Consider the following 21,124-nt stretch of genomic DNA (forward strand, 5'->3'; position numbering starts at 1 on the left):
TCAACTCCCCCCAAATGCCGCGCGGATCTTCGCCTCGAAATTGTTCTCCTTCCGCAGGTGCCGCAGCCGTGCCACCTCCGCCTGCACCAACGGCCGCCGACCCTCAGCCTCCTCCCGAGCCACACGAGCTCGGTCGAGCGCCTCAGACGCGGCCGGCCGTCCGGGACAGCTCCAGCAGCTCGCGGATCTGCTCCCGGTCGGCCGCGCGGCCCACCTCAGACTCGCTGTGTGCGGCGCGCCAGGTGTCCCGCTCCTCCCGCATGTCCTGGAGGGTGCTGCGGGGTACCAGGCGGCCGGTCAGTACCATCAGCACGACGACAACGACGATGGCCGCAGCCCCGCCCTGGGTGGGGTTGATACCGAAGAGTTCGGCCACGGTCGCCCCCTCTTGCTGCGCAAACACGGTCAGAGGCCCGCCGGGCCCCGCGGGGTGTGGCGGGCCTGCCAGCCGGTGCCGAAAGCGATGGCCGGCGGGACGAGGGCGATGATGACCTGGAGCCAGCCGGGCAGCGGTGCCAGTAGGGACGCGTCACCGTGGATGTCGTTGAGAACGGCGAGGACGAGCGACACGAGAAGAGTGCTGGTGGTCGTGGCCTTCACCGGTTCACCCCCGCGGACGCGGGGAGCACCGCTGAGCGAACATCGCCAGTGCTGCGTTGATCGGTTCACCCCCGCGTCGGCGGGGAGCACACACGCCGAGCGGTTTTGGCGCCCGTTCCGATCGGTTCACCCCCGCGTCCGCGGGGGTGTTCCGGCCCCCGGTCAACGCGGCCGGGGGTTGTCGCTGTGGTCCCCGCCGACGCGGGGGTGTTCCGCTCCTGGACGCGGCCGGATGCGAGGGGCCGGGGTGGTCCCCACCGACGCGGGGACGTTCCGCCGAGATCTTGCCACCGTCAACGACGGCGAAGAGGACGCGATGGCAGACAGGGGTGGCGAGCGATGGAGGCAACCGTCCCAGCGTCTGCTTTCGGATTGTTGCGGTGCGGCAGTCTCTGGGGTCGAGATCGTCGATCAGCTTGGAGAGCGGGAAGGGAAGCCGTGGCTGACTGGCCCGCTGACCGGGAAAAGCCAGGGCTCAAGAATGGCAGGCGGCGAGCCAGCCACAGACAGTGAAGATCACGATCTACAGCTGGAGTATCAGGCGACATCCAGGATGATTCCCCTTTCCTCGAATGCACCCTTGAGATTTCCGTGAATGAATTCATGCGCTTGAGTGTTGAATTTTAGATAGGCATCCATATGCGCCAGGCAAATCACTTTGTAGGCTTCGGTAGCATGCCAGTTCGGGCACAGATCCGAGAAGGCCGGCATGGAGGCGAGGGCTGAGAGATCGGTTCCCTGGGCTTCGATCACCCCGCCCGCTTCCCACATGGGCCGATAGAACTCATAGAGCTCTTCGGCGTTCTCTCCCCAATGGAAGTGACTGGCGCCGCTGAGGGATGCGAATCTCTTCGGGGAATGGAGCCTTGCGTGAAGTTCACGCAGATCGGAGAGTACGAGCATCCCGTCCGGGTCGCCGGCGAGGATGAAGGTGGGCACGGCACGGTCCCAGTCGAGGCGCAGGAGGGAGGTCTGAAACGCGGTCTGGGGGAAGGGACCGTGAGTGCCGTAGCTTGGCGCCGCCGCGACAGTGGCATTGAATCTGGAGTCGTACGCGTTGGTGGTGAGCGTCGTCCACCCTCCGAGTGACACCCCGCAGGTTCCGATGTTCTGGGGATCGATGACTGCCGTGATCGCCGTGTCGACGCCGGCGAGCACGTGGTCGACGGTGAGCACGACATCGAGTGGGCGAGTGGCGCAGGTCTCCTCGTCCGACATGCGGTGAGGACTCGCCCCGCTGTCACCGGCAGAGGCATCGAGAATCAGATCCGTCTGGGTGTCGCCGGTGTGGTCCGGTGCCACGACGACGTATCCGTGGCTCGCGAGGTGCGTAGCCATGTACGCGGCTTCACGGCGGTGGCCTCCGGTGCTGTGGGAGTAGACGACCAGTGGGAAGAACCCTTCCCCAGGTGCAACGTCGCGCAGGGCGGCCTGGGTGGCCTCGGGCATTCCAGGGGCCGGAACATAACGGTCGATCAGTGCAACGTCACGGTCTTTTCCGGTGAACTCGGCTGCGGCCGGGTACCACATCTCAATGGCCAAGGTACGGCCCTGGCGGTCGGGGTCTTCGATATGTGCCGTGCGGACGCCGACGGGAGCAGCCCCACGGGTAAAAGGATCATACGACATGAAGGGAGAATAAGCGCTGGTCACTGTCGTGGCCAGCGAACCCACCTTCCATGACCCGATGACTGGCATGTGAGTCTTTGAATTACTCCTCGTACTGGCCGTAGCCGTCTTGTTCGCCACCGTCGCCGCGGCCACATCCTTCGCCCTGGCCCGCTGGGACGGTGCGACGATCCCAGCAGCCTTCACCCGCAGCGGCGTCACGTTCACCGCGTGCCTCACCCTGTGCCTTGCGGTTGTCTCTGCGATCGACCGATGAGACACGGGCCTTCGCACATACCGCTCAGCGCCACATGGCCTAATACTCGAACTAGAATCAAACGGTGGGTGTGGAGGAAGAGTGGCGGTCCAAGGCCGGGCCGTGGGCGCGGGCGACGCTGCCTGACGGCCAGGAGCTTGATGTCGTGGTGACCTCCCGCCACCGCTCACGCGACGGGGCCTGGTGGTACGAATGCGAGGCCATCCTCCCGGCCCGGCACGAAGCAGCCGACGGCGCCACCAAGCCGACGGGCGCGCCCACCCCGATCAGCGTCCAGGCCGAGCGCATCACGCCGATCCCCGGTGAGGACTACTCGACGCTGCCGACGGAGGGAGCGGTGGCGGGCCGACAGTGGGTACTGCAGAAAACCCACCAATACAGCGAGGACTCCCCCTCCCGGCGCCTGCACCGCCGTGACTGCTGGCAGGCCCGGGACAGCCATACCTGCATCACCACCGAACAGGCCATGCTGCTGTGCGCGGACCAAAAGGTCGCGATCTGCGATGTTTGTCGACCTGATCGTGCCCTGAGGTGCTGAGCAGGAGCGCTTTGCGGGCACGCCGCCGGCAACCTGGATGCGGCACCATCTGTGGAGAGGAGCGCGAGCGGCGGGGCCTGGGAAACCCCTTATTCGTCTCAACGCATCGTGCCATCACCGGGATTCACCCTCCGGGCCGCACTGCGGGGGGCGTCAACGGCGGCATTCGACGTCTCTTACAGAGTTCGGGACCGGCGGGTGGCCGTCGCCGCGTACTGTCACCCTCAGGCCTGTGCAGTGACCGAACGGTCACACGGTGTCGTACCTGGGGAGGGGTCGAACATGGTGAACGCCCGGACGTATCCGCTGTGGCAGCAGCTCATCGCTACTGAAGGGCTGCCAGACGAAGCGCTCCCCGCAGTGGTCGAGGCACTATGCACGACTTCCCGCGCCTTCTATGGCGTCGACAACCGTGGCGAGGAGTGGCGCAAGAGGGCTCTCGCGACTGCGCTGCCCGCCCTCGTGCAGCGCGCAACCGACCCGGCGCTGCGTCGGCGTGTCCTGGAACAGGCCGACGACAAGCAGGTTGCTGACCTCGCCGATCAGGGCGTGGTCACGGCCGCTGACCTGCCCGTGATCCTGCGGAGTCACCGTCCGACACCAGGGCTGGTCATCGGGCTGGCCCGGCATCCCGGCCAGGTCGATGACGCGATCAGCCTGCTTCCGCAGCTGCACGACACCGATCTCAAGCGGGTTGTCGACGACTGGAACCCGAACCGCTACCGCCGCAACGCGGAGCCGTTCCCGCCTATGCCCCAGGCCCTTTTCGATGCAGTACTGGAGTACGCCCTAGGCCCGCTTGCCCGCCTCCTGCGACACCCCGGCCAGCACGAGAGGTGGGGGATCTCCGGACATCCCACGCTGGACCTTCCCCTCGAGTTCGGTGAGGGTGCTCCCTGGCGCATCCTCGCCACCTGCCCTGACCGGTGGCCCACACTGGTCCGACACCCCGTCTTTGGCACGGCTGTCCAGCACCTCCTGCTGGACCATGCTGAAGTGGAGGCGCGCCGCACCCGCATGGCGGTCTCGGGCGGCGAGTCTCTCTCTTGCGGCGAGCAGGATGCCCCGGCTGAACGGCCGGAGCCTGCGCCAGCTCTGGGCCCCGGTCTGCTGCGGGCCTGTCTGCCCGCTCTGTGTCTACCGGAGATGGCCGGCCTGCCCAAGCCGAGCGTGACTGCCCGTCATCGGCTCCACCGCATTGCTGAACGGGTCCGCTACAACCCCAGCGTCATGGACATCGCGGCCGAGCAACTGCACGCGGCCGCCGACGAATGTGTGCGCCGCGGACGCCTGCTCGCTCCGCCTCGTATGTCGACGAACGAATTCCGCGGCGACATCATCACCGTGGCCCAGGACCTGGCCCGGCTCAGCGCTAACCCCAAGCACCTGGCCAAGGCATGTGCCCTGCTCACCATGCTGGAACAGCCAGCCGTCGTCTCCGCACCCCCCAGCCCCCGGCTGTCTCGCTTCACTGAAGGCACCGATCTACTCAGCCCGGTCCGCCTCCTGGAGAGCAACTTCCAGCACCGGCGGGTCGCCGCGCTGCTCTTCCTTGCCGGTAACCCGCACACACCGCGCATCGCGGTCACAGAGACACTCCCCACGCTGCATCCGCTCGAACTCTCCTGGATCGGGCACCAGAGCGACGTCCCTTGCTGGCTGCACACGGCCGCGGCCGCTCTCGCTCCGGCCGACGACACCGAAGCCGTGCTGCGGCTACTGACCGACGATGAACTCGACCGTCATCCCGACCCCTGCGCGGTGCTCCAGTCGTGGCTCGACGCTCCTGAAACCGACGGCTTGTGGACCTCCGGCGACGTGTACCGTTCCATCCTCGACTCCCGCCACCACACCCTGCACCACCTGCGCCAGCTGCCCGCTGACGAAGTTCTCATCCGCACCGAAGCCAACATCGCCGTGCCCCACCTGCTCGCCCAGTGCGGCACTCAGCCAGAGCGCTGGCACACCCTGCTCAAGGCTCTCGACTACGGTCCCACCGACGAAAAGATCACCTTCGGACAGCTGCTCGACATGCTCGCATCCCAGCCGGAACCCATCACCCCGGCATAACCCTCCCTAACCATCGGCACAGGTACAGCAAGCCTCCCCCGATGGCCTGGCGTAGGCATCGTCGGGCACGTCTGCTGCAGGGGACGTGGCGCGCTTGGTGCCCGTGACTGCCGGACTGTCGGGATGAAGCTGGTGCGAGCCGGACATCTAGCGCCCGCGGTGTTACGCAGTTAACAATCTTGGTGACGAAGCGTCATCCAGGGGTGGGAACTGAGCAGGGGGAGAAGCATGGGCGTGTTGTGGCCGTTGGAGCCTGCGACAGAGGCGAAGCACCGGCCGTACCAGGTGTTCTACGACCCATGGTGGCCGACCCTGCTGCAACCCCCGGACGATCACCCCAGCAGCAGCGCCGGGCGCGGCAACACCGGGAGAAGCGGGCAATTGGGCCCGACCGGTGGTGTCAGAGCATCAGCCCAGTCGGTCAGGTCCTGGCGTGCGGTCCATGGGGGCCCAGATGGGTACTGAGCAAGATGATCAGATGTCGGGGTGGCCACCGCGGCCTGTCTCTCAGCCGCCCGATCGCCTGGTGCCGCCGCCCGTGCCTTGGGGTCCGGGTCTCCCTCCTCCACCACCGCATCCGCCCGTGGGCCCAGGCTCTGTCCGCAGGGGCGGGACGGGAGTGCAGACAGCTGGGGAGCGCTTCGTCTCCTGGCTGGAGTCGCCCCGTCCAGCGGCCCCTTTAGGGGTGTGGCGGTACGGGTTACATGTCAAAAGGGCCTCGACACCTGGCGGGTGGCTCGTGGTGCGCGCGTTCACCGGAGTCGTGTGCACCTGGCTCGTGTGGGGCCTGATCAATAACGGGTATCTCGGAAGCATCTGGTACGCCCCTTTGAAATACGCGCTCGAAAACCCCACGGACGTCAGTGAGCTGATATAGGTCGTCCGTGGTTACTACGTTCTACTCCTGGGTTTAGTGGCCACGTTCTTCGGCTGGCTCGGAGGCTGGCGCCAGGTATGGCGCCGCTATGTGTTGCCGGCCTCGAAGCGCCTGTGGGACCCCGTTCCCGGACAGTCGGGGCCCACATCGCCCAGTGGCTTGGCCCAATGGCCCGAACTTCGTGCGGCAGGTGCGCATGCCGCTGCGGACCGGCTGATCTCCGATGCCCGCTCCGGGTCGATGAGTGATGTGGATTTTGCGCGCATCGCCCACTCGTGGACTATGGTGCGAATCGGCCGGATGCCACTGGCAGACTTCACCGACACCGTCCTCCGGCTCGGCGCCGCCGCGTGGACGCACCCTTCCGGCGCGCGAGATCTGCCACGGCGGACCGCGGCGCACGACCTGATGACCGGGCAGGTGCGGATCGGTACCGCGGTCCAGGAGCCGGGCGACACGCCCGCGCACGGTGGCTTCGGTCTCGCCCTGAGCCCTGCCGAGCTGGGGACTTCCGTTCTGGCAATTGGGCCTTCCCGCTCGGGACAGACTACTCAACTGGTCCGCCCCATCATCGAAGCGCTGTGTCTGCAGGCACTCGCCCGAACAACGACCATCATCGCTGTGGGAACAGGAACGGAGCCCGCCGTGCCGGACGACGCCTTCGACATCGTCATCAGGCCGGGCGACCCTCGATCACTGCATGACTTCGATATCTACGGGGGCACCGACGACTCCCAGCAAGCGGCAACCATCCTCGCCGAGGCTCTGGTCGGTGACCTGCCCAGTACCACCGGCCCCATGGCTCACGCCGTCCCGCGCGCCGCGACCGCACTCGCCGAACTCCTCGGGCCATTCCAGGCAGCTCATCACCGCTTCCCTCACGTGTCAGAGCTCCACGAACTCCTCAACGGCAGCCAGGACGCGATCGACTCGCTCCGCAATGCTCTCGAAGCCGCCGGTCAGGATTCACATCTGCGCGTCCTCGACAAGAGGGGTCGAGAAACCGACGCCGGTGAAATGATCAGGGCATTGCTGCGCGATCGGGTCGCCACACTGGAGCCGCTCCTCACTCCCTGTACCGATGCGCCGCCGTTCCTTCTCGGCGCAGCCCTGCAAGAGCCTCAGCGCATCCGCATCGACCTGCCCGCCTCCGGCTTCGCCAAGGCCTCTGATGTCACAGCCCGCCTCGTCCTGGCCCAGTTCAACACCTACGCGGCCACGCGCCCGGACCAGACTGCTTTCGCTTTCCTCGTGCTCGACGTAGCCGCGCAAGCCATCACTCCAGGGAGCCTCCGCGGTGTGCAGCGTCTCCGTGCCGCCCATGCCGGCGTTCTCCTCACCCTCCAGCTCCTCGATGACATTCCGGAGTCTTTGCACGTTCCACTACTCGAAGCGGTCGGCTGCCTCGTCTGCTGGCCGGGTCTGAGCCCAAGGGATGCCCAGCGGATCAATCACAAGCGGCCCAACCCATATCTGACGTCCTCCATCCCTTCGGACCTCAGCCTTGTCTCGATGCCTTCGGACCACGGATACATGGCCGCCCCACTCCTGACCCGCTTGCACGGTTAGTGTGGGGACGGGCGACAATTCATGCACTCATCCCGGAGCGTGCTCGTTCCTCCGGAGTAGTGCGAATCGCTCGGGTGACGCCACGGCTCGGCGTGGTTGGCGGGGTGGACCCAGTTCATCTGCCGGTCGGTGAGGACATCCAGGCGCGGGCTGGGAGTGAAGTGCGCGGGGGCCGCGCGCCGCAGCGCATACGGCCCGGCGAGGTGGGGGTAGGCCCAGGCGCGCTCGACGACGTCGCTGACGCGGTCGAGGTCCCAGCCGAGGCACTCAGCGAGGAAGTCAGCAGTGAGCGGGCGGCCGGCGTGGGCGAGCGCGTTGAGGAAAGCGACGGCGTCCGTGTCGGTGCCGGAGCGGGCTCGGTCGGGAACTGGGCGTCGAAGTAGCGGGGGTGGTCGTCGGCGTCGGCGGCATACGAGGCGAGGTCTACCGGGTGGACGTCGAGGCGATGGGCGAGTTCGAGCACGACGTGCAGCGGCTGGTTGAGCAGGAAAGTCAAGGGCGATGTTGCTCGTGAAGCTCTGCCCGGAGAACACATTCTTCGGGCAGAGCTTCACGAGTACCAGGCTGCCTAGGAACTGAGCCCGTTAACAACCTGCATGGTCGCGCCTAGGTGTATTGCCCACCAACGTTGTTGACAGGTCAGCCAGGGCCTCGGTCGTAGTGGAGAAGACGGATGTGCTGGAGTAGTGGCTGACCGCGACGGAGGGCGGCCGGGCCGGCTCGCACGGTCAGGGGCAGCTGCGGCCTTCAACGAGCGGGCGGCTCATTCTTCGGACTTGCGTCGGGCTGTCCAGGCGCTCGCGTCCTGGCCGTAGCGCGTGAGGAAGCGTGCGAATTGCAAGCGGTCCGCGCTGTCCCAGTTCGCGGTGATCTCCTCGAAAGCGCGACGCTGCTCGGTGGCGTAGGCCCTGCGCGCGGACTCTCCCTCGTCGGTGAGTTCGAGCAGGCTGCTGCGCCCGTCCTGCTGAGAAGCGACGCGACGGAGCAGTCCCTCGGCTAGGCATGCAGCGATGGCACGGCTGGCGACCGGCTGAGCGACGCCCATCTCCTCGGCGACACCCCCCACCGTGATCCGGCCTGCCGCGTCGCTGACCACGTTCAAGACGAGGTTGCGGGTCAGGTCCCCGCGTCCGGAGCCCACGCGCCTGCGCAACCGGGACAGCGCCGGGCCCACGTTGTCGAGAAGCGCGTCGTCGGCGGGCGCAGGCTGTCCTTGACTGGTCACACCCATAATCTACGACACGCCAGATCGACATGCGTAGCGCATGTACATGACTTAGGGTATGGATTATTGGGTTGGTCCACCGAAGCGAGGCACGATCATGAGCACTACCGCCATCACCGGCGCGCAGGTCTTCGACGGGGAGAAGTCACTCGGCGTCACCACCGTCGTGATCGAAGGAGGCCGGATTGTCCAGGTCGGCGGCAGCGCCCCGGCCGGGGCCCGGATCATCGACGGAACCGGAGCGACGCTGCTGCCGGGCCTGATCGACGCACACGTCCACACCGACCGTGCCTCGCTCGCGCTGGCCCTGAAGTTCGGTGTCACCACCGAACTGGAAATGCAGGGCGCGAACACCCGCGACCGGCGCACACCGATCAGCGAAGACGACTCGGTGGCCGATGTGCGCTCGTCCGGCTTTGCGCTGACCCCGCCCGGCGGGCACCCGAGCGAGCTGTTCCCCGAGGACTTCCACCCGGGCAAGCCCGCCGGCAGCGGACAGGGCGACGGGCCCCGGGGCGAGCCGCCCTACCACCCTGACGCCACCAGCCCCGAGGCTGCGGCAGCGTCCATCCCGCAGCTGCTCGCGCACGGCTCGGACTACATCAAGTTCATGATCGACGACGGCAGCGTCGAGGGGCACCCGGGCCTGCCCATGCTCGACCAGGCCACCTTGAACGCCGGGGTGACCGCGGCCAAGAAGCACGGCGCGCTGACCGTCGCCCACACGCTGACCATCGACGCCACCCGCATGGCCATCGAGGCCGGCATCGACGGCCTGGTCCACCTGTTCGTCGAACCGGCCACCGACGACATCATCACGATGATCAAGGACGCCGGGGTATTCATCGTGCCCTGCACCGTGCTGAACGCCTCCATGATGGGCATCACCGGCGACCAGCTGGCCGACGACCCACGCGTGGCCTCCCGCCTGGACACCGATTGGGACGCCACCTTGCGCTCCTGCTTCGGCCACTACCCCCAGGGCAAGCTCCAGGACGTCCTGGACAGCGTCAAGGCCCTCGCCGACGCCGGAGTCGACCTGCTGGTGGGCACCGACGTCTCCCAGCCCATGCCGTTCCTCGGCGGTCTCGCCCACGGCGCCAGCGTCCACCAGGAGATGCAACACCTCGTGGCAGCCGGACTGACCCCTGCGTCCGCACTGCGCGCGGCGACAGCCACGACCGCCCGCCGTTTCCACCTCTCCGACCGCGGCCGCATCGCCGAGGGCCTGCGCGCAGACCTGCTCCTGGTCGACGGTGATCCCACCACCACCATCTCCGACACCCTCAACACCCGCGGGGTGTGGCGCCGCGGCACCCGCCTGGCCGCCTGAACCCGTCACAGTTCCATAGCTGGGCCCCAAAGGGCCCGGCCCTATCCGTTTTCGCACTCCTTCCCCTCCTTCACGCAGCGAGGTGACGGCGCCATGCCCGCACACCGCATCGATGTCCACGCCCACTACTTCGGCGGCGCCGTCGCCTCGAGACGTGAGACAGCGCCGTGGCCAGGGGCGGGCCCATGGAGGCAACGAGGTGCCGCCGCTGCCTGCCCTACTGATCGTCGTCGGACGAGGGAACCGAGTTGGTCGTCGCGCCCGCTCCGAGGGCCCGGCGCGGCTCCCGGGGTGCTGGACGTTGGGCTCCGAGCACTCCACGGGCCCGCAGTTCGCCAAGGTCAGGGAGGCGGACACCAGGCAGGTCATTCAGAAGGTCGGCCTGGGCGGCACGAATGCTGTGCGCGTCCTGCGGGCCAGTGCCAAGAATGCGGCGGACTGTCACATGATCATCGTACTGTCGGATCGTAGGCCCATGGTTCAGGAGGCGCTGCCGGGGTCAATCCCCTGGGCGCGGGCGAGGGCGAACAGGACACGCTCGATCGCGTCCAAGCGCTGAGTGATCGGCGCGTCTCCCGGCTCACCGACAGCACGCTCGATCCCGTCCAAGCGCTGAGTGATCGCCGGGCTCCCGGCGCGCCGATGGCGTCGGCAAGGGAGTCGTTAGCGCATGAGGCCCCCGGTGGGCCGCCGCCTTCTGCGGCGCCCCGCCGGGGGCTTTTCCCGTCGTACGGAAGGGGCAGCGTCTACGGGCCGGGGCTCAGCCCTGTGTCCTGTCCCCGTTGAGCCACGTCCTATCGATGTTGGGGAAGACGGGCATTGCGTGCAGCCCGTTGAGCCAGAAGTTGCCCGCCGCCATGTCGTCCCGCGCGAGGGATGCGGGAGCCGCGTCCCGCCGGTACTGCACGGCCTCGAAGTCAGGGTAGGAGTCGCCCGAGCGACGCACGGTAATGCCCTCCCCGGTCAGCTCCATCCTGAGGTCGGTGTCGACGGCGAAGACGGGGAGCACACTGTTCACGCCACGGATCTTCAGATGGATGCCGGAACCGTCGACACGCCTGGCGTCGATGACGTTGCGCCAATCCGCTGTGTCCTCCGTGCTCGGATCGCCCTGGCGAATGGGCCGGGCCGGGACGTCGGCGCTGAAGTTACCGTCGAGGACACCGAGTGACCTGCTGAGGGTGGTCTTGGTCGACTGGGTCACGGTGAAGGTCACTTCTCCGGTCGCTGTGTTCCAGAACATGGCCATCCGGTACCCGGCCTCGGGCTCTTTGGAGTGCCCCCGATCGTCGCCGTGCAGGGTGCCGAAGGCGGCTTCCTCGGTGTGGATGAAGAAGCGGGCCATGATGATGCCGTTGTCCGGGCCCGGCTGCCCCTGGATCCGCACACGTTTGGCGCCCTTGGGTGGGGCGCTGTCGAAGCCGGTGTACTTGGCCCGCTCGTAGAACCGCTCGGACGGGCCGCCGGTCATCGACCACGATGTGCCCTCCCCATTCCAGCGCAGGACATCATGGCCGTCAGGTGAGACGCCGTACACATGCTCGTCGCTGACGCCGAAGGTCAGGCCGGGGCCGCCCGCAGGCGTCCAGACGTTGGGCTCGCCGCTGTACGCCTGCAGACTGCCGTCAGCCGGGTCGGTGGCGAACAGCCCGGCGCCGCCGGCGTGGAGGCTCTTCGCCGGGCCGCCGATCCGAGCCCATTCCTCTCCCTTGCCCGACCACTGGTACACGGCCGAACCGTCCGGCGTCACGCCGTAGAGGTGCTCGTCGCTGACGGCGAAGTCCGCCCCCGGCCCACCGACGCGGTCCCACGCGTACGGGGTGCCGCTGTACTTTTGGATGGCGCCGTCGCTCCGGCTGGTGGCGAATAGTCCCGCCTCGCCCGCGTAGATGTGTTGAGCCGCCCCGCCGATGCCCTGCCAGTTCCTGTGGCCGTCCCACTTGCGCACATAGGTGCGGTCGTCGCTCAGGCCGTACACGTCGTCGCCGGTGATGGCCAGTTCGGCGTACGCGCCGCCGACCCCCGTCCAGGAGTCGGGCTCGCCGTCGTACCGCCAGACGGAGCTGCCGTCGGGGCTGATCGCGAACAGCCCGGCCTTCCCCGCGTAGATGCGCTTTGCGGCACCCCCGATCCGTTCCCACGCGGTGCCGTTGCCGGTGCGCTGCCACACTGAGCCCCGGTTCGCCGCCAGTGCGTACACGCGGTCCCGCCCGGTGACTGCCAGCACCCCTGCGGTGTCGGTTGCCGCCGGGGACGACGCCTCCTGGCCAGCTTGCTCGTCCGCGAGGGACGGCGTGGCGGTGAGGAGGCCCAGGGCCAGCACAGCGGCCAGCAGCACACACACGCGGCGGACGAGTGCGACCACTACGCAGGGATGGTGACGCGGGAAAGACCGGATCCCGGCAGTGCTCGAGCCGGACACGATGACGCCTATGCGACGCGGAACCGCAGGGGGTTTGCCGAGTCCGGACTTCCGGGGCCGGACTCGGGAGAGAGGACGGGTCACGGGTTGCTCCAGGGTTTGTCTGGGAAGTGCTGGAGCTCCCACGGTGTGGTCTGGTCTGATTGTCCATCAACAGCGGTTTCGTATGCCTGCAGGTGATGTGCTTGCACGCGGCGGACAACGCGGACAACTACGGGGGCCCACGGTGGCGAAGGCTGGACGTCCGCAGGGCGGGCCCAAGGGGCAGACCGATCAGGCCAACGCGTTAGCGGTGTTCGTGCGCGAGCTGACGAAGGAGTTCACGGTCCGCGAGCTCGCCGAGCGGTACAAGATCAGCAAGACGAGCTGGGGCGAGTACCGTGCCGGAATCAAGACGATCCACCTGCACCTGCTCAAGCGCCTGGTCGACGATGCGGTCCGCGATGAACGCACCCGCACCGTGCGGTGGGAACAGGCCCAGCGACTCCATGCCCAGGCCACCGCCGCCCTGCAACCGCCGCCCCTTGCACAGCCGGCGCACCTCGGCGGGGAGGTCACTCCGCTCCAGGCGGCAGCACAGGCGTCCGCGACGCTCGAGGACGCTGAGCGCCTTGTCCACATCCTGCTCGGCGTCATCGCCGGCCTGCAGATGCAAGCCCCCCTGACCGCCTCCACCGACGCCGCCGCTGCGGGCCCTGCCGTCCCGGACCCCGCCGTGGCCACCGGATACCTGCGCGAAGCGCACGACCGGCTGGACCTGATCCGCGTGATCCACACCACCGTTAGCGGCGTACGGGATCAAGTGACCGCAGAGGAACCGGCCACCGGCGCGGTACCCGGCACTCCCCCCGCCCTGGAAGGCACCGCATCCACCCACGGCACCGGCGCTCTCCTGCCCGTCCACAACGCACAGGCCTCACACGAGGCCGCCACCGTGCTCGCCGTCTCCCGCGCAGCGCTGGCCGAGCAGTACGCCGCGGTCCGACTGCTCACCGCCCGGTCCGTAGGCGCGGACACCGCCCTCGTCGCCGCCACCCAACCCGCCACGGAGCAGCCCGCCGCCCTGCCCGAAAGCCAGCCCGCCGCCCCGCCGCGGGAGCGGCCGCACCGGAGGCGCACCCTCGTGGTCGTGGCGGTCGCGGTTGCGCTCACCGCCGTCGCCACGAGCGCAGCCGTCGTCACCACCCTGAACATGCGCGACACCAAGCACCCCCCTAACCACCAGGCCCACCAGCCCCTGCCCGCCACCGCGACCCCGAACGCCTCCCCGCCGAGCCCCTCTCAGCCCGCATCGCGCTCGCCTTCCTCCAGCTCCTCAGCAAGCGCCACCTCATCACCTCGGGCCCGCAACACCGCCAGCACGACGTCCGTGCCGGACACCTTCATCGGCACGTGGGAAGGCGAATCCAACGAGCCCGGCGAAGGCGCAGCCACCCTGCACAGGTTCGTGATCCGCAAAGGCCCCGTCGGTACCCAGATCGCCGACATCCTGACTTCCTCGACCAACGCCCTGTGCCAGTCGAAGGGCACTCTCATCACCACTGGCACACACCTCATCCTCGCACCAGAACCCGTCACCACCATCCCCGACAACCTCTGCGCCACCACCGGCCACCTCACCCTCCGGCACCGAGGCAAAACCACCCTCACCCTCGAGACCGCAGGAACCACCTTCAAACTCCACCGCGCAACCCCCACAACCCAGACCATCCCCACCCCCTACCTGGGAACCTGGCAAGCCCAGGACGGCAACGACCCCACCTCCTCCGTCCGCCTCACCATCCGTCAGGGAACCCCGGGCCATGCCCGTGCCGAGTTCGCCTGGGACGGGGATGTCCACCACTGCCGGGGCTTCTCCGTACTCGCCTCCGTTGACAGCACACTGCGGTTCGGCCCGGAAACCGTCACCTCCTCCGAACCAGACGGCTTCTGCACCCAGACCCCGACACGCGTCATGCACCGGCCGCAGGGAAACACGATGCACGTGCAGTGGATCGCGTCCACCAACGGCGCAGCACCCCGGTCGTTCACCTTCACCCGGACGAACTGACACAGGCCCACCGCCCACGCGAGGAGGGCCCGTACACGGCGCCCCTCGTTTTCGCAGCTCAGCGGGGGTGGTAATGAAGTGGGAGACGCCCGACTACCTCTGTGAGGGGGTCCGGAGCAGCCTGGTACAGGGTGGTGGCGGTTTGCTCGGGCCGTGACGCCTGAAAGCAGGCACCTTCGGTTCTGAGGAGGCTGGGCCACGTCACCGTGACTCAGCCTCCTCAGCCAGCGGTTAGGCACCGCCACGAGCAGACCGCGACCACCTATATCCGCCCTCATCAGACGGGGTGGGCCACTCAGCGAGCGGTCCGGAGCAGGGCGAGGTAGACGGATGCCCTGGTTCTCAATTGCAGTTCATCGAGGGGTCGTCGGAGTCCACGCCAATTCGCGTGCAGGTGTGCTGGACACCCTTCAGGTCTCCGATTTCGGTCTGTCCGACACGGCCCATCCAGCTCACCTCGGGTGCGCTGGAGGTCGGCTTCAGGTGGCGATAGCGCAGGACCTCCCATGAGGGGAACCTGTCCTTGGTCGTCCTGACGTCGAATGTCTCGGTGTCGTTGATGGTCTTGTCCGGGTCGTACTGACGCGGGGTCAGCCAGAAGGTCGCGTTGATCCTCCCGGCATTGGCCAATTCGGGTTGCCAGGACTCGGCGAACCCGTTCACCAGCGACACGTCGACGCGGGTACCCCCCTTGCCGTACGGCTCGACCCAGTACTCCTTCTGCTCGATGTCATTGCTGTCGGTGTTCTCCTTCGCGTGCGGCGTGCGGACCAGCGGCTTCGCGTCCCAGCACTTGACTCCCTGGACGCACGAGTGCTCGATATAGACCCCCACCTGCCCCGTGGCGGTGTCCCAGGCGATGGTTCCCTTGGCGCCAGCCTCCGGGTCGGTGCTGAACGAGCGGTGCTCGCCGATCCGGTCGTAAAACCCGGTGGTGTTGGCGATGAAGCCACGCACCAGAACGACCCCACGGTCGGGTCCCTTGGACAGCAGGGTCGCGCTCTGTGCCTGGTCGCCCGAGTTTGCGTTGCCGTCAATGTGCTTGGCCTTCGCCCGCTGCCACTGCGGATTATTGGCCTCCCCCGGAGCCCACCCGATCGGCCCGTTCTCGAACTGCTGCGAGTACCCGTCCTCCGGGCGTAACCCCGGGGCCTCGTCGGTGACGGGGTAGCCGTACGGGCCATTCTCCCAGTCCGCGGCGCCCCACTTCTCCCCGATCTTGCCCCAGACAGGGTATGCGCCGTTGGAGCGGCTCGGGTGCCAGTAGATCGTGCCACCCTCGTACTCTTGGCGCTTGCCGACACCATCCGGATTGGTGAATTCGTCGCTCTTCGAGAATCCGAGCGCGCCGCCTTCCCAGCCCAGCTGGCCCCACTTCTCCCTGACCTTGCCCCATACCGGATGAGCACCCGTGCCAGAGGTCCAGTAGATCGAACCGCTATCGAAGGTCGTGTACTTGCCACGTCCGTTCGGAGTGGTCTGCTCATTCGACGTCGGGCATCCGAGCGGGCTGTCGGGGCCGTCCATCTCGTCGTACTTGGCCTGGATCGCGCCTTTAACCCAGTACGGGCGACCGCAGTACTGGTTGTCGGCCTTCGCCGGGGTCGGTAACGCGACCGTCGCGGTCAAAGCCGTTGCTGCAAGTAAGCCACTACGACGCAGTGCTTTGATGCGCGCCATCAAAGATCACCTAACTTTCTGAGGCTGGGGGAATTCGAGGACCCTATGGGAGCTGGGGGGCACCAGAAAAGTGACGTATCCCCGACTCCCGAAGCTAGGGCAGCACAGCAGGATCGATGGCGTGAACGGCGGCAACAGTGTGACCGATTCGGCTGGTACCGCGGTAGTACGGCTCATCCGCTGCGATGCGTTTGCTGACCATCAGGGTGCCGTCGAGGATGACGAACCCCTCCGAGGGACTTAACGTTGGACAACTCGGTGCGGTTACCGAACAGCACAGCTCGGGTCCTGGAAGGCGGCGCACAATGCCAACGGTGCCGCGCAGACCCTGTCCCGGAAGGCGGAGGGGCGCTGTGTCGCGCAGAGACGACATCGTAGCGATCCCGTCGGGCCGGAGCAGTCTCTGGGCGGGGAGGGGGCGGAGGGCGCGGTGGAACTACTGGCTCGCCAGGCGGAGGCGATCCGCGCGCAGGTCATGCTCCACAGCACCGAGAGCTTCATGCAGCGTCTGGCGGCGCGGATCGCGTCCGAGGCCAAGCGGCCCACACGGGTGCAGTACGCGTCCGCGGGCCCGGCCGCCTACACGGAGGAGACCGCGGAGATCGCCCAGGTGGCGCCGCCGACCGCCGGGCCGCCCTCGCGGACGGTCCGGCCGGCTGGGCGGCCGCTTCAACGGCCGCGCTCACGCCGACGTCGCCCCACCCCCATCAACCCGTTTGACCTGAAGGCCAGCCAGTACCTCGCCTTCAGCTACGTGACCGAGCTGTGCAGTACCGTCCTGCGCTCTGTGGAGATCGACACCCTTGATGCTTTCGCGGCCGACTACGACGAGGCCGGCGCCCGAACCTTCGGATGCCTGCTCTACAGCCTCGACAAGCGCGAGTCGGCGACCTACTGGTGGCGCTTCGCCGCCGGCGCCGGTGACGCGCTCGCCGCACATCTCCTCGCCGCCCACCACGCGGCGACCGGTCCCAACGCCGACTCCCGTGCGTGGAGTGCCTTCTCCAGGATGCTCGGCTTCAGGCCAGCTCGGCACCTACCACAGGCGGTCCGGCACCGCACCGAACTCGCACCGAACTTCGCCCGCGAGATTCCCGTGCGACGAGAAGCCCGCGTCTTCCTGCGACACCCACGACTGCCTGCCGGACTCATGACCCGCTAACTCCACCCAACGCCCGACAACCTGGTGTCGCCCGGTCAGCAGGCCGCCCGACGCCTGGGAGGCATGCCCGTGAACAACATCATCGAGAACGTCATCGCCGGTCTCATCGTGGCCGCCATCGCCTGGGGAGCCGCGCCAGCCTGGAGCCGCTGGCAGCGCAAGGAACACACGGATTAGGCCAGCCCCGCCTCACGCCTTGCTCCCGGTTCGGGTGCACCACCCGCAGATCGGCTGACGCCCCGAAACGAGTCCAGTCGTCAGGCGGGTTATGAGGATCCGAGAGGCAGATTCGATACGCGTAGTTGGCAGGCAGCCGTGGAGGAGTACGTCCGTGCCCAGCGCCTGGACGCGGTGGTCGAGTCGGCGCTGGCCGATCCCAAGGAGTTCCGGGCCTCTTCTGCCGCATACCGACGCTTCGGTACCCGGCTTGAGGTGGTAATGCTGGCGACAGCAGAGACCCTGAGCCAGCTCGGGACCGCGAAGCGTTTCCTCACCGAGTTCCGGTTCGTGTCGTGGGAGAACCACGACACCTGTGTGCGGAGGCTGAGCGGGCGTGAGGCTAGCCGCGGGCTCAGCCCATCGACCGGGCAGGGGGACTTTGAGGCTACGTCTGTGGCTGGTCGCTGTAGCCGCGGGCTTGGCTCCTCCACTCCCTGTACGCCTGACCACCGGCGTGGTCGCGTCTCACGACAGCAGCAGTTGTTCAGCACGTCGGGAGGCATCCCGAGCGTGCCGCGGGTGGCCACAGCCTCGCCACCCCTGCCAAGGCGGTGGCCGAGCGGACCACAGAGCTCGGCCACGGGAACATGGCCTTCCGCCGCGAGAAAGTCGCCCGGTGGGAGAGGGCGTCAAGCCGGAGATACCCGCCCAGCTGGCGATGGCCGACCTGGTCGGGGTCGACTCCGACCAGGTACGGGCGCGAGGAAGGGCCCAGTTGGCTTCTCTTCGCGCTGCCCGGACCCGACGTCTCGCGCCGTTCACCCCGGAGGACACTCTGTCCGCCCTCGACGACCTGGCCGCCGACCCGGTCCGCGCCAACGGCGTCGGCATCGTCGCTGGGTCGGGCAAGGCGCCCAGTCGGCGTCTCAGCAGTCTGCCACATACACTTTCTCGCCCAACATGAGAGGTGCGTCAGCAGGGCCCTTGATGTAGGGGCCGCGCCAGATGAGGCGGTGTTCCTGGGCGGAGGGGTACCACTGCCGGACCTTGTGCATCCGCACAGGCCAGCGGTGATGATAGGTCCGTGCCTGCTTCTCCACTCCCGCCTCTTTCGCACGCTGCGAAGGGATCTGCTGGGTCAGGCGCACCACCCGGATGTCGGGGTCGTCCGGGCGTCCTGACGGGGCGGTGAGCGGCGTGGCCACGGGTTGGGTGGTGGTGACGCCTTGGGCGACGAGTCGCCAGAAGCCGAACATGTAGCGGCAGGCGAAGTCGTCGTTCGGATCGTCGATGCGGCCGCCTGTCCACTCGCCGATGTCGCCGGTCGGCTGAGCCCGCCATGCGGAGGCTTGCGTGAGGGCCGTCTGCAACAGATTGTGCTGCTCTGTCAGTAGTTCAGTGGACTCGTCGATGGCCGTCACGGCCGCATCGCCGCGCATCCCGTACATGCCGTCAGGGACGAGCCTTGGGATGGGGTGGCCGCTGGCGCGGGCGTTCGTTACTGCTGCGCGCCACTCGGCGGGTTGGACGGGGCCGTCCCGGTCCATGAACGTGCTGATGCGTACTCCGTCATAGGTGGCGGCAGGGAGTATCTGGTGTTGGGTGACGAACTGCCAGCCGAAGGCGGCCGTGTCGGAGACTGTTCCGGTTCTGTTGACGCACACCACCGGCTCGGGCAACACGAGAAGGCCCATGGGGGTCACGATGTCCCGGTCTCGGGAGAGGGTGCTGAGGTCACCGGGTTCCAGCGTGGCCGCGGCCGCCATCACAGCGGCGTGGGCAGAAGGTGAGATCACCATGAGTTCTGCCGAACTCAGCACCTCGAGATGCTGCGCCAACTGCCACTCTGCGGCCGCGTCCGGGCTGGCGGGCCAGGGTGGCTTCTTGCCCAGCTTGCCCAGCACCATCGAGCAGGCCACATCCCACTCGGAATTCCGGGGCGCATCGCTGTTGAGCAGAACCCGGTACATGTCGCCCAGCACATGGTTGATGTTGGAGCTGACCATCATTCGCACCCATGGGTTGCCCGGCAGGTGACGAAGGGTCTCCGCCCGCATCCTGGACGCCGTCGTTGCGGCCTTGCTTGTGGTCCACTCATTTGAACGGTCCCGGCCGCGCTCCTTCTTACCCCGGCTCGCCTTCCCCATCCCCGCCCCTCCAGTCGATGTGCCCCAGAGCTACCCACCTGCTACCGGCTTCGACACCGCCCAACAGCACAGCAGCAGCCAGTGCCGGGGTCTGCCCCAGGTCAGGTGCGGAAGCGGGAGAGCCAACCGCCGGACTTCTGCGCGGTCGGCTCGGCTTCCTGCTCCTAGCGGCGGCGCTCCTGCTCCTGGCGCTCGCGTTCGTCGGCGTCAGCCTGCTGCTGGGCTGTGACGGCCCGGCTCTGGCAGTCCTCACACAGGTCTGGGTGCGCCTGCTGCGGCTGGCTCCTGTCGGAGCGGCTTGTCGGCGCAGGCCGGGGCTTCCCACGTGGCGGCGCTGCGGCTTCGGTGGCGAGCCCGGCCCGCTTGGACGACGTCGAGCGCCAGCTCGACGTCGCGATTCGCCGACGCCGCCGAGCTCCGAACCCAGATGGGTCTGCGGCGGTACATGCGCGCCCGCAGCGATGCCTTTGTTTTTGAGTTTAACGAATCTCTATTCGGTGCTATTGGGTAGGTCAAGCCGACGCGCCGTGGTGTATGCGGCTTGGGGACATTGGCCGGTATCTCCTGAGAATTATTGGTGGCTGATAGTTGCCTGTTACTGCTCTGGTGGCCGTGATGGGATCGCGGCATCTGATGGGGGCTCACGCGGGCAGCCTCCATTTTCAGGGGGAGGGGTTGTTTTGCATTTGAGGACATTTCTGTTATCCGCTGTGTCTGCGGCGGCTGCTCTGGCCGTGACACTTCCAGCTGAACCAGTGGGCGCTGCGTCCTTGAGTGGGCATCAGGAAGTCAGATCGCAGTATGTGAAGCCTCGGCCGGTTCCCGTGTCGGGTCCCGCTGCGGGGCCTTCAGTGAAGCCTGGGCAGCGCAGCAGCGTCCAGATGGGTGAGAGCTGTTCCGCTTTGGACGCTGGGGGGAAAGAGAGCTGCACTCGTGCGATCTCGGATTCTGAGATGCCACTTCAGGTCCGCAGAGGACGTGGACTGAGGGCAGGTGTGAATCCGCCGAGTTGGTGTGCAGCCGAGCTCAGGGGTAAACGCGAGGCAGTGTGCCTGGTCTCCGGAATCCGCTACACGACCTATCGCACCGTCAACGGCCAGAGACGGTTGACGGGATCAGCCGACATCGTCGCCATCAACTACAGCTACGGCGAAACGGGCCTGCCTTCATGGGGCAATCAGGCGGACGTCTCTGCCTACCGCCTCTGGGGTGACGGCAAGAAGGCATTCATCGGCGGCAAGGCCAGCAAGGGCGGCTCCTGCAAGCAGCACGAATCGAAGTTTCCCACGAAAAAGCTCGCCCCAGTCAACTATTGGAAGCTCGGCGAGTCCTTCTTCGAGACCACGATCACCAGGCACGGAGCAAAGGGCCGGTGTACCAATAAGTGGGCGCTGCGCTTCACCAATC

At 67.4% G+C, this 21,124-nt stretch carries 17 protein-coding genes; 9 read left to right on the forward strand and 8 right to left on the reverse strand.

What is annotated here, in order from left to right; all coding sequences use genetic code 11:
• The 4 genes from NMK44_RS42935 to NMK44_RS31335 form a co-directional block, all read right to left on the reverse strand.
• A complete protein-coding gene (locus NMK44_RS42935) occupies positions 1-123 on the reverse strand; it encodes a DUF7620 family protein (RefSeq protein WP_428849367.1) in 123 nt (40 codons plus the stop codon).
• A 19-nt stretch (positions 124-142) separates the two neighbouring features.
• Positions 143-376: a hypothetical protein gene (locus tag NMK44_RS31325; protein ID WP_254749502.1), complete on the reverse strand. Its 234-nt coding sequence runs from the start codon at positions 374-376 to the stop codon at positions 143-145.
• 29 nt (positions 377-405) lie between these two features.
• Positions 406-600, reverse strand: a complete 195-nt coding sequence (locus NMK44_RS31330) for a holin (protein WP_254749504.1) — start codon at positions 598-600, stop codon at positions 406-408.
• A gap of 537 nt (positions 601-1,137) precedes the next feature.
• Positions 1,138-2,436, reverse strand: coding sequence for an alpha/beta hydrolase family protein (locus NMK44_RS31335; protein WP_254749506.1), 1,299 nt, complete (start codon positions 2,434-2,436; stop codon positions 1,138-1,140).
• Positions 2,437-2,549: 113 nt separating this feature from the next.
• On the opposite strand from NMK44_RS31335, the gene NMK44_RS31340 reads away from it, so the two are divergent.
• The 4 genes from NMK44_RS31340 (at position 2,550) to NMK44_RS42220 (ending at position 8,053) form a co-directional block, all read left to right on the forward strand.
• Positions 2,550-3,023 carry a DUF6233 domain-containing protein gene (locus NMK44_RS31340; RefSeq protein ID WP_254749508.1) on the forward strand — a complete coding sequence of 158 codons (474 nt, stop codon included), beginning with the start codon at positions 2,550-2,552 and terminating at the stop codon, positions 3,021-3,023.
• 282 nt (positions 3,024-3,305) lie between these two features.
• Complete coding sequence (locus NMK44_RS31345; RefSeq protein ID WP_254749510.1) at positions 3,306-5,093, forward strand: hypothetical protein; 1,788 nt, start codon at positions 3,306-3,308, stop codon at positions 5,091-5,093.
• Between the two features lie 913 nt (positions 5,094-6,006).
• Positions 6,007-7,539: an ATP-binding protein gene (locus NMK44_RS31350; RefSeq protein WP_254749512.1), complete on the forward strand. Its 1,533-nt coding sequence runs from the start codon at positions 6,007-6,009 to the stop codon at positions 7,537-7,539.
• Positions 7,540-7,927: 388 nt separating this feature from the next.
• Positions 7,928-8,053: a hypothetical protein gene (locus NMK44_RS42220; RefSeq protein WP_302888843.1), complete on the forward strand. Its 126-nt coding sequence runs from the start codon at positions 7,928-7,930 to the stop codon at positions 8,051-8,053.
• A gap of 249 nt (positions 8,054-8,302) precedes the next feature.
• Here the strand turns inward: NMK44_RS42220 and NMK44_RS31355 are convergent, their stop codons facing one another.
• Positions 8,303-8,770 carry a MarR family winged helix-turn-helix transcriptional regulator gene (locus NMK44_RS31355; RefSeq protein WP_254749514.1) on the reverse strand — a complete coding sequence of 156 codons (468 nt, stop codon included), beginning with the start codon at positions 8,768-8,770 and terminating at the stop codon, positions 8,303-8,305.
• 91 nt (positions 8,771-8,861) lie between these two features.
• Here NMK44_RS31355 and NMK44_RS31360 point away from each other — a divergent pair, with 91 nt between their 5' ends.
• A complete protein-coding gene (locus NMK44_RS31360; protein ID WP_254749516.1) occupies positions 8,862-10,097 on the forward strand; it encodes an amidohydrolase family protein in 1,236 nt (411 codons plus the stop codon).
• A gap of 760 nt (positions 10,098-10,857) precedes the next feature.
• On the opposite strand, the gene NMK44_RS31365 is transcribed toward NMK44_RS31360, so the two are convergent.
• Positions 10,858-12,462 (reverse strand): tectonin domain-containing protein, encoded by a 1,605-nt coding sequence (locus NMK44_RS31365; protein WP_254749518.1) that lies wholly within the window; start codon positions 12,460-12,462, stop codon positions 10,858-10,860.
• 283 nt (positions 12,463-12,745) lie between these two features.
• On the opposite strand from NMK44_RS31365, the gene NMK44_RS31370 reads away from it, so the two are divergent.
• Positions 12,746-14,569 carry a hypothetical protein gene (locus NMK44_RS31370; protein ID WP_254749520.1) on the forward strand — a complete coding sequence of 608 codons (1,824 nt, stop codon included), beginning with the start codon at positions 12,746-12,748 and terminating at the stop codon, positions 14,567-14,569.
• Positions 14,570-14,911: 342 nt separating this feature from the next.
• Here the strand turns inward: NMK44_RS31370 and NMK44_RS31375 are convergent, their stop codons facing one another.
• Entirely contained in the window at positions 14,912-16,249 is a 1,338-nt protein-coding gene (locus tag NMK44_RS31375; RefSeq protein WP_254749522.1) for an LGFP repeat-containing protein, read from the reverse strand.
• A 430-nt stretch (positions 16,250-16,679) separates the two neighbouring features.
• Between NMK44_RS31375 and NMK44_RS31380 the strand changes: the two genes are divergently transcribed.
• Positions 16,680-17,411 carry a hypothetical protein gene (locus tag NMK44_RS31380; protein WP_254749534.1) on the forward strand — a complete coding sequence of 244 codons (732 nt, stop codon included), beginning with the start codon at positions 16,680-16,682 and terminating at the stop codon, positions 17,409-17,411.
• Positions 17,412-17,642: 231 nt separating this feature from the next.
• The gene (locus NMK44_RS31385; RefSeq protein WP_302888865.1) at positions 17,643-18,563 is read left to right on the forward strand and encodes a zeta toxin family protein; all 921 of its coding nucleotides are present in this window, start codon (positions 17,643-17,645) and stop codon (positions 18,561-18,563) included.
• Here NMK44_RS31385 and NMK44_RS31390 read toward each other — a convergent pair.
• Positions 18,497-19,717 (reverse strand): hypothetical protein, encoded by a 1,221-nt coding sequence (locus NMK44_RS31390; RefSeq protein ID WP_254749544.1) that lies wholly within the window; start codon positions 19,715-19,717, stop codon positions 18,497-18,499. The two genes, NMK44_RS31385 and NMK44_RS31390, sit on opposite strands and share 67 nt — an antisense overlap.
• A gap of 995 nt (positions 19,718-20,712) precedes the next feature.
• Here NMK44_RS31390 and NMK44_RS31395 point away from each other — a divergent pair.
• The coding region (locus NMK44_RS31395; protein WP_254749546.1) for a hypothetical protein at positions 20,713-21,124 on the forward strand (412 nt) is incomplete at its 3' end.

The sequence above is a fragment of the Streptomyces cucumeris genome (assembly GCF_024295805.1).
Lineage (GTDB): Bacteria > Actinomycetota > Actinomycetes > Streptomycetales > Streptomycetaceae > Streptomyces > Streptomyces cucumeris.

Bases quoted from the DNA above. Each gene is read 5' to 3' on its own strand.
- NMK44_RS31375 (WP_254749522.1), bottom strand. From the start codon at position 16,249: ATGGCGCGCATCAAAGCACTGCGTCGTAGTGGCTTACTTGCAGCAACG.
- NMK44_RS31360 (WP_254749516.1), top strand. From the start codon at position 8,862: ATGAGCACTACCGCCATCACCGGCGCGCAGGTCTTCGACGGGGAGAAG.
- NMK44_RS31390 (WP_254749544.1), bottom strand. From the start codon at position 19,717: ATGGGGAAGGCGAGCCGGGGTAAGAAGGAGCGCGGCCGGGACCGTTCA.
- NMK44_RS31355 (WP_254749514.1), bottom strand. From the start codon at position 8,770: ATGGGTGTGACCAGTCAAGGACAGCCTGCGCCCGCCGACGACGCGCTT.
- NMK44_RS31345 (WP_254749510.1), top strand. From the start codon at position 3,306: ATGGTGAACGCCCGGACGTATCCGCTGTGGCAGCAGCTCATCGCTACT.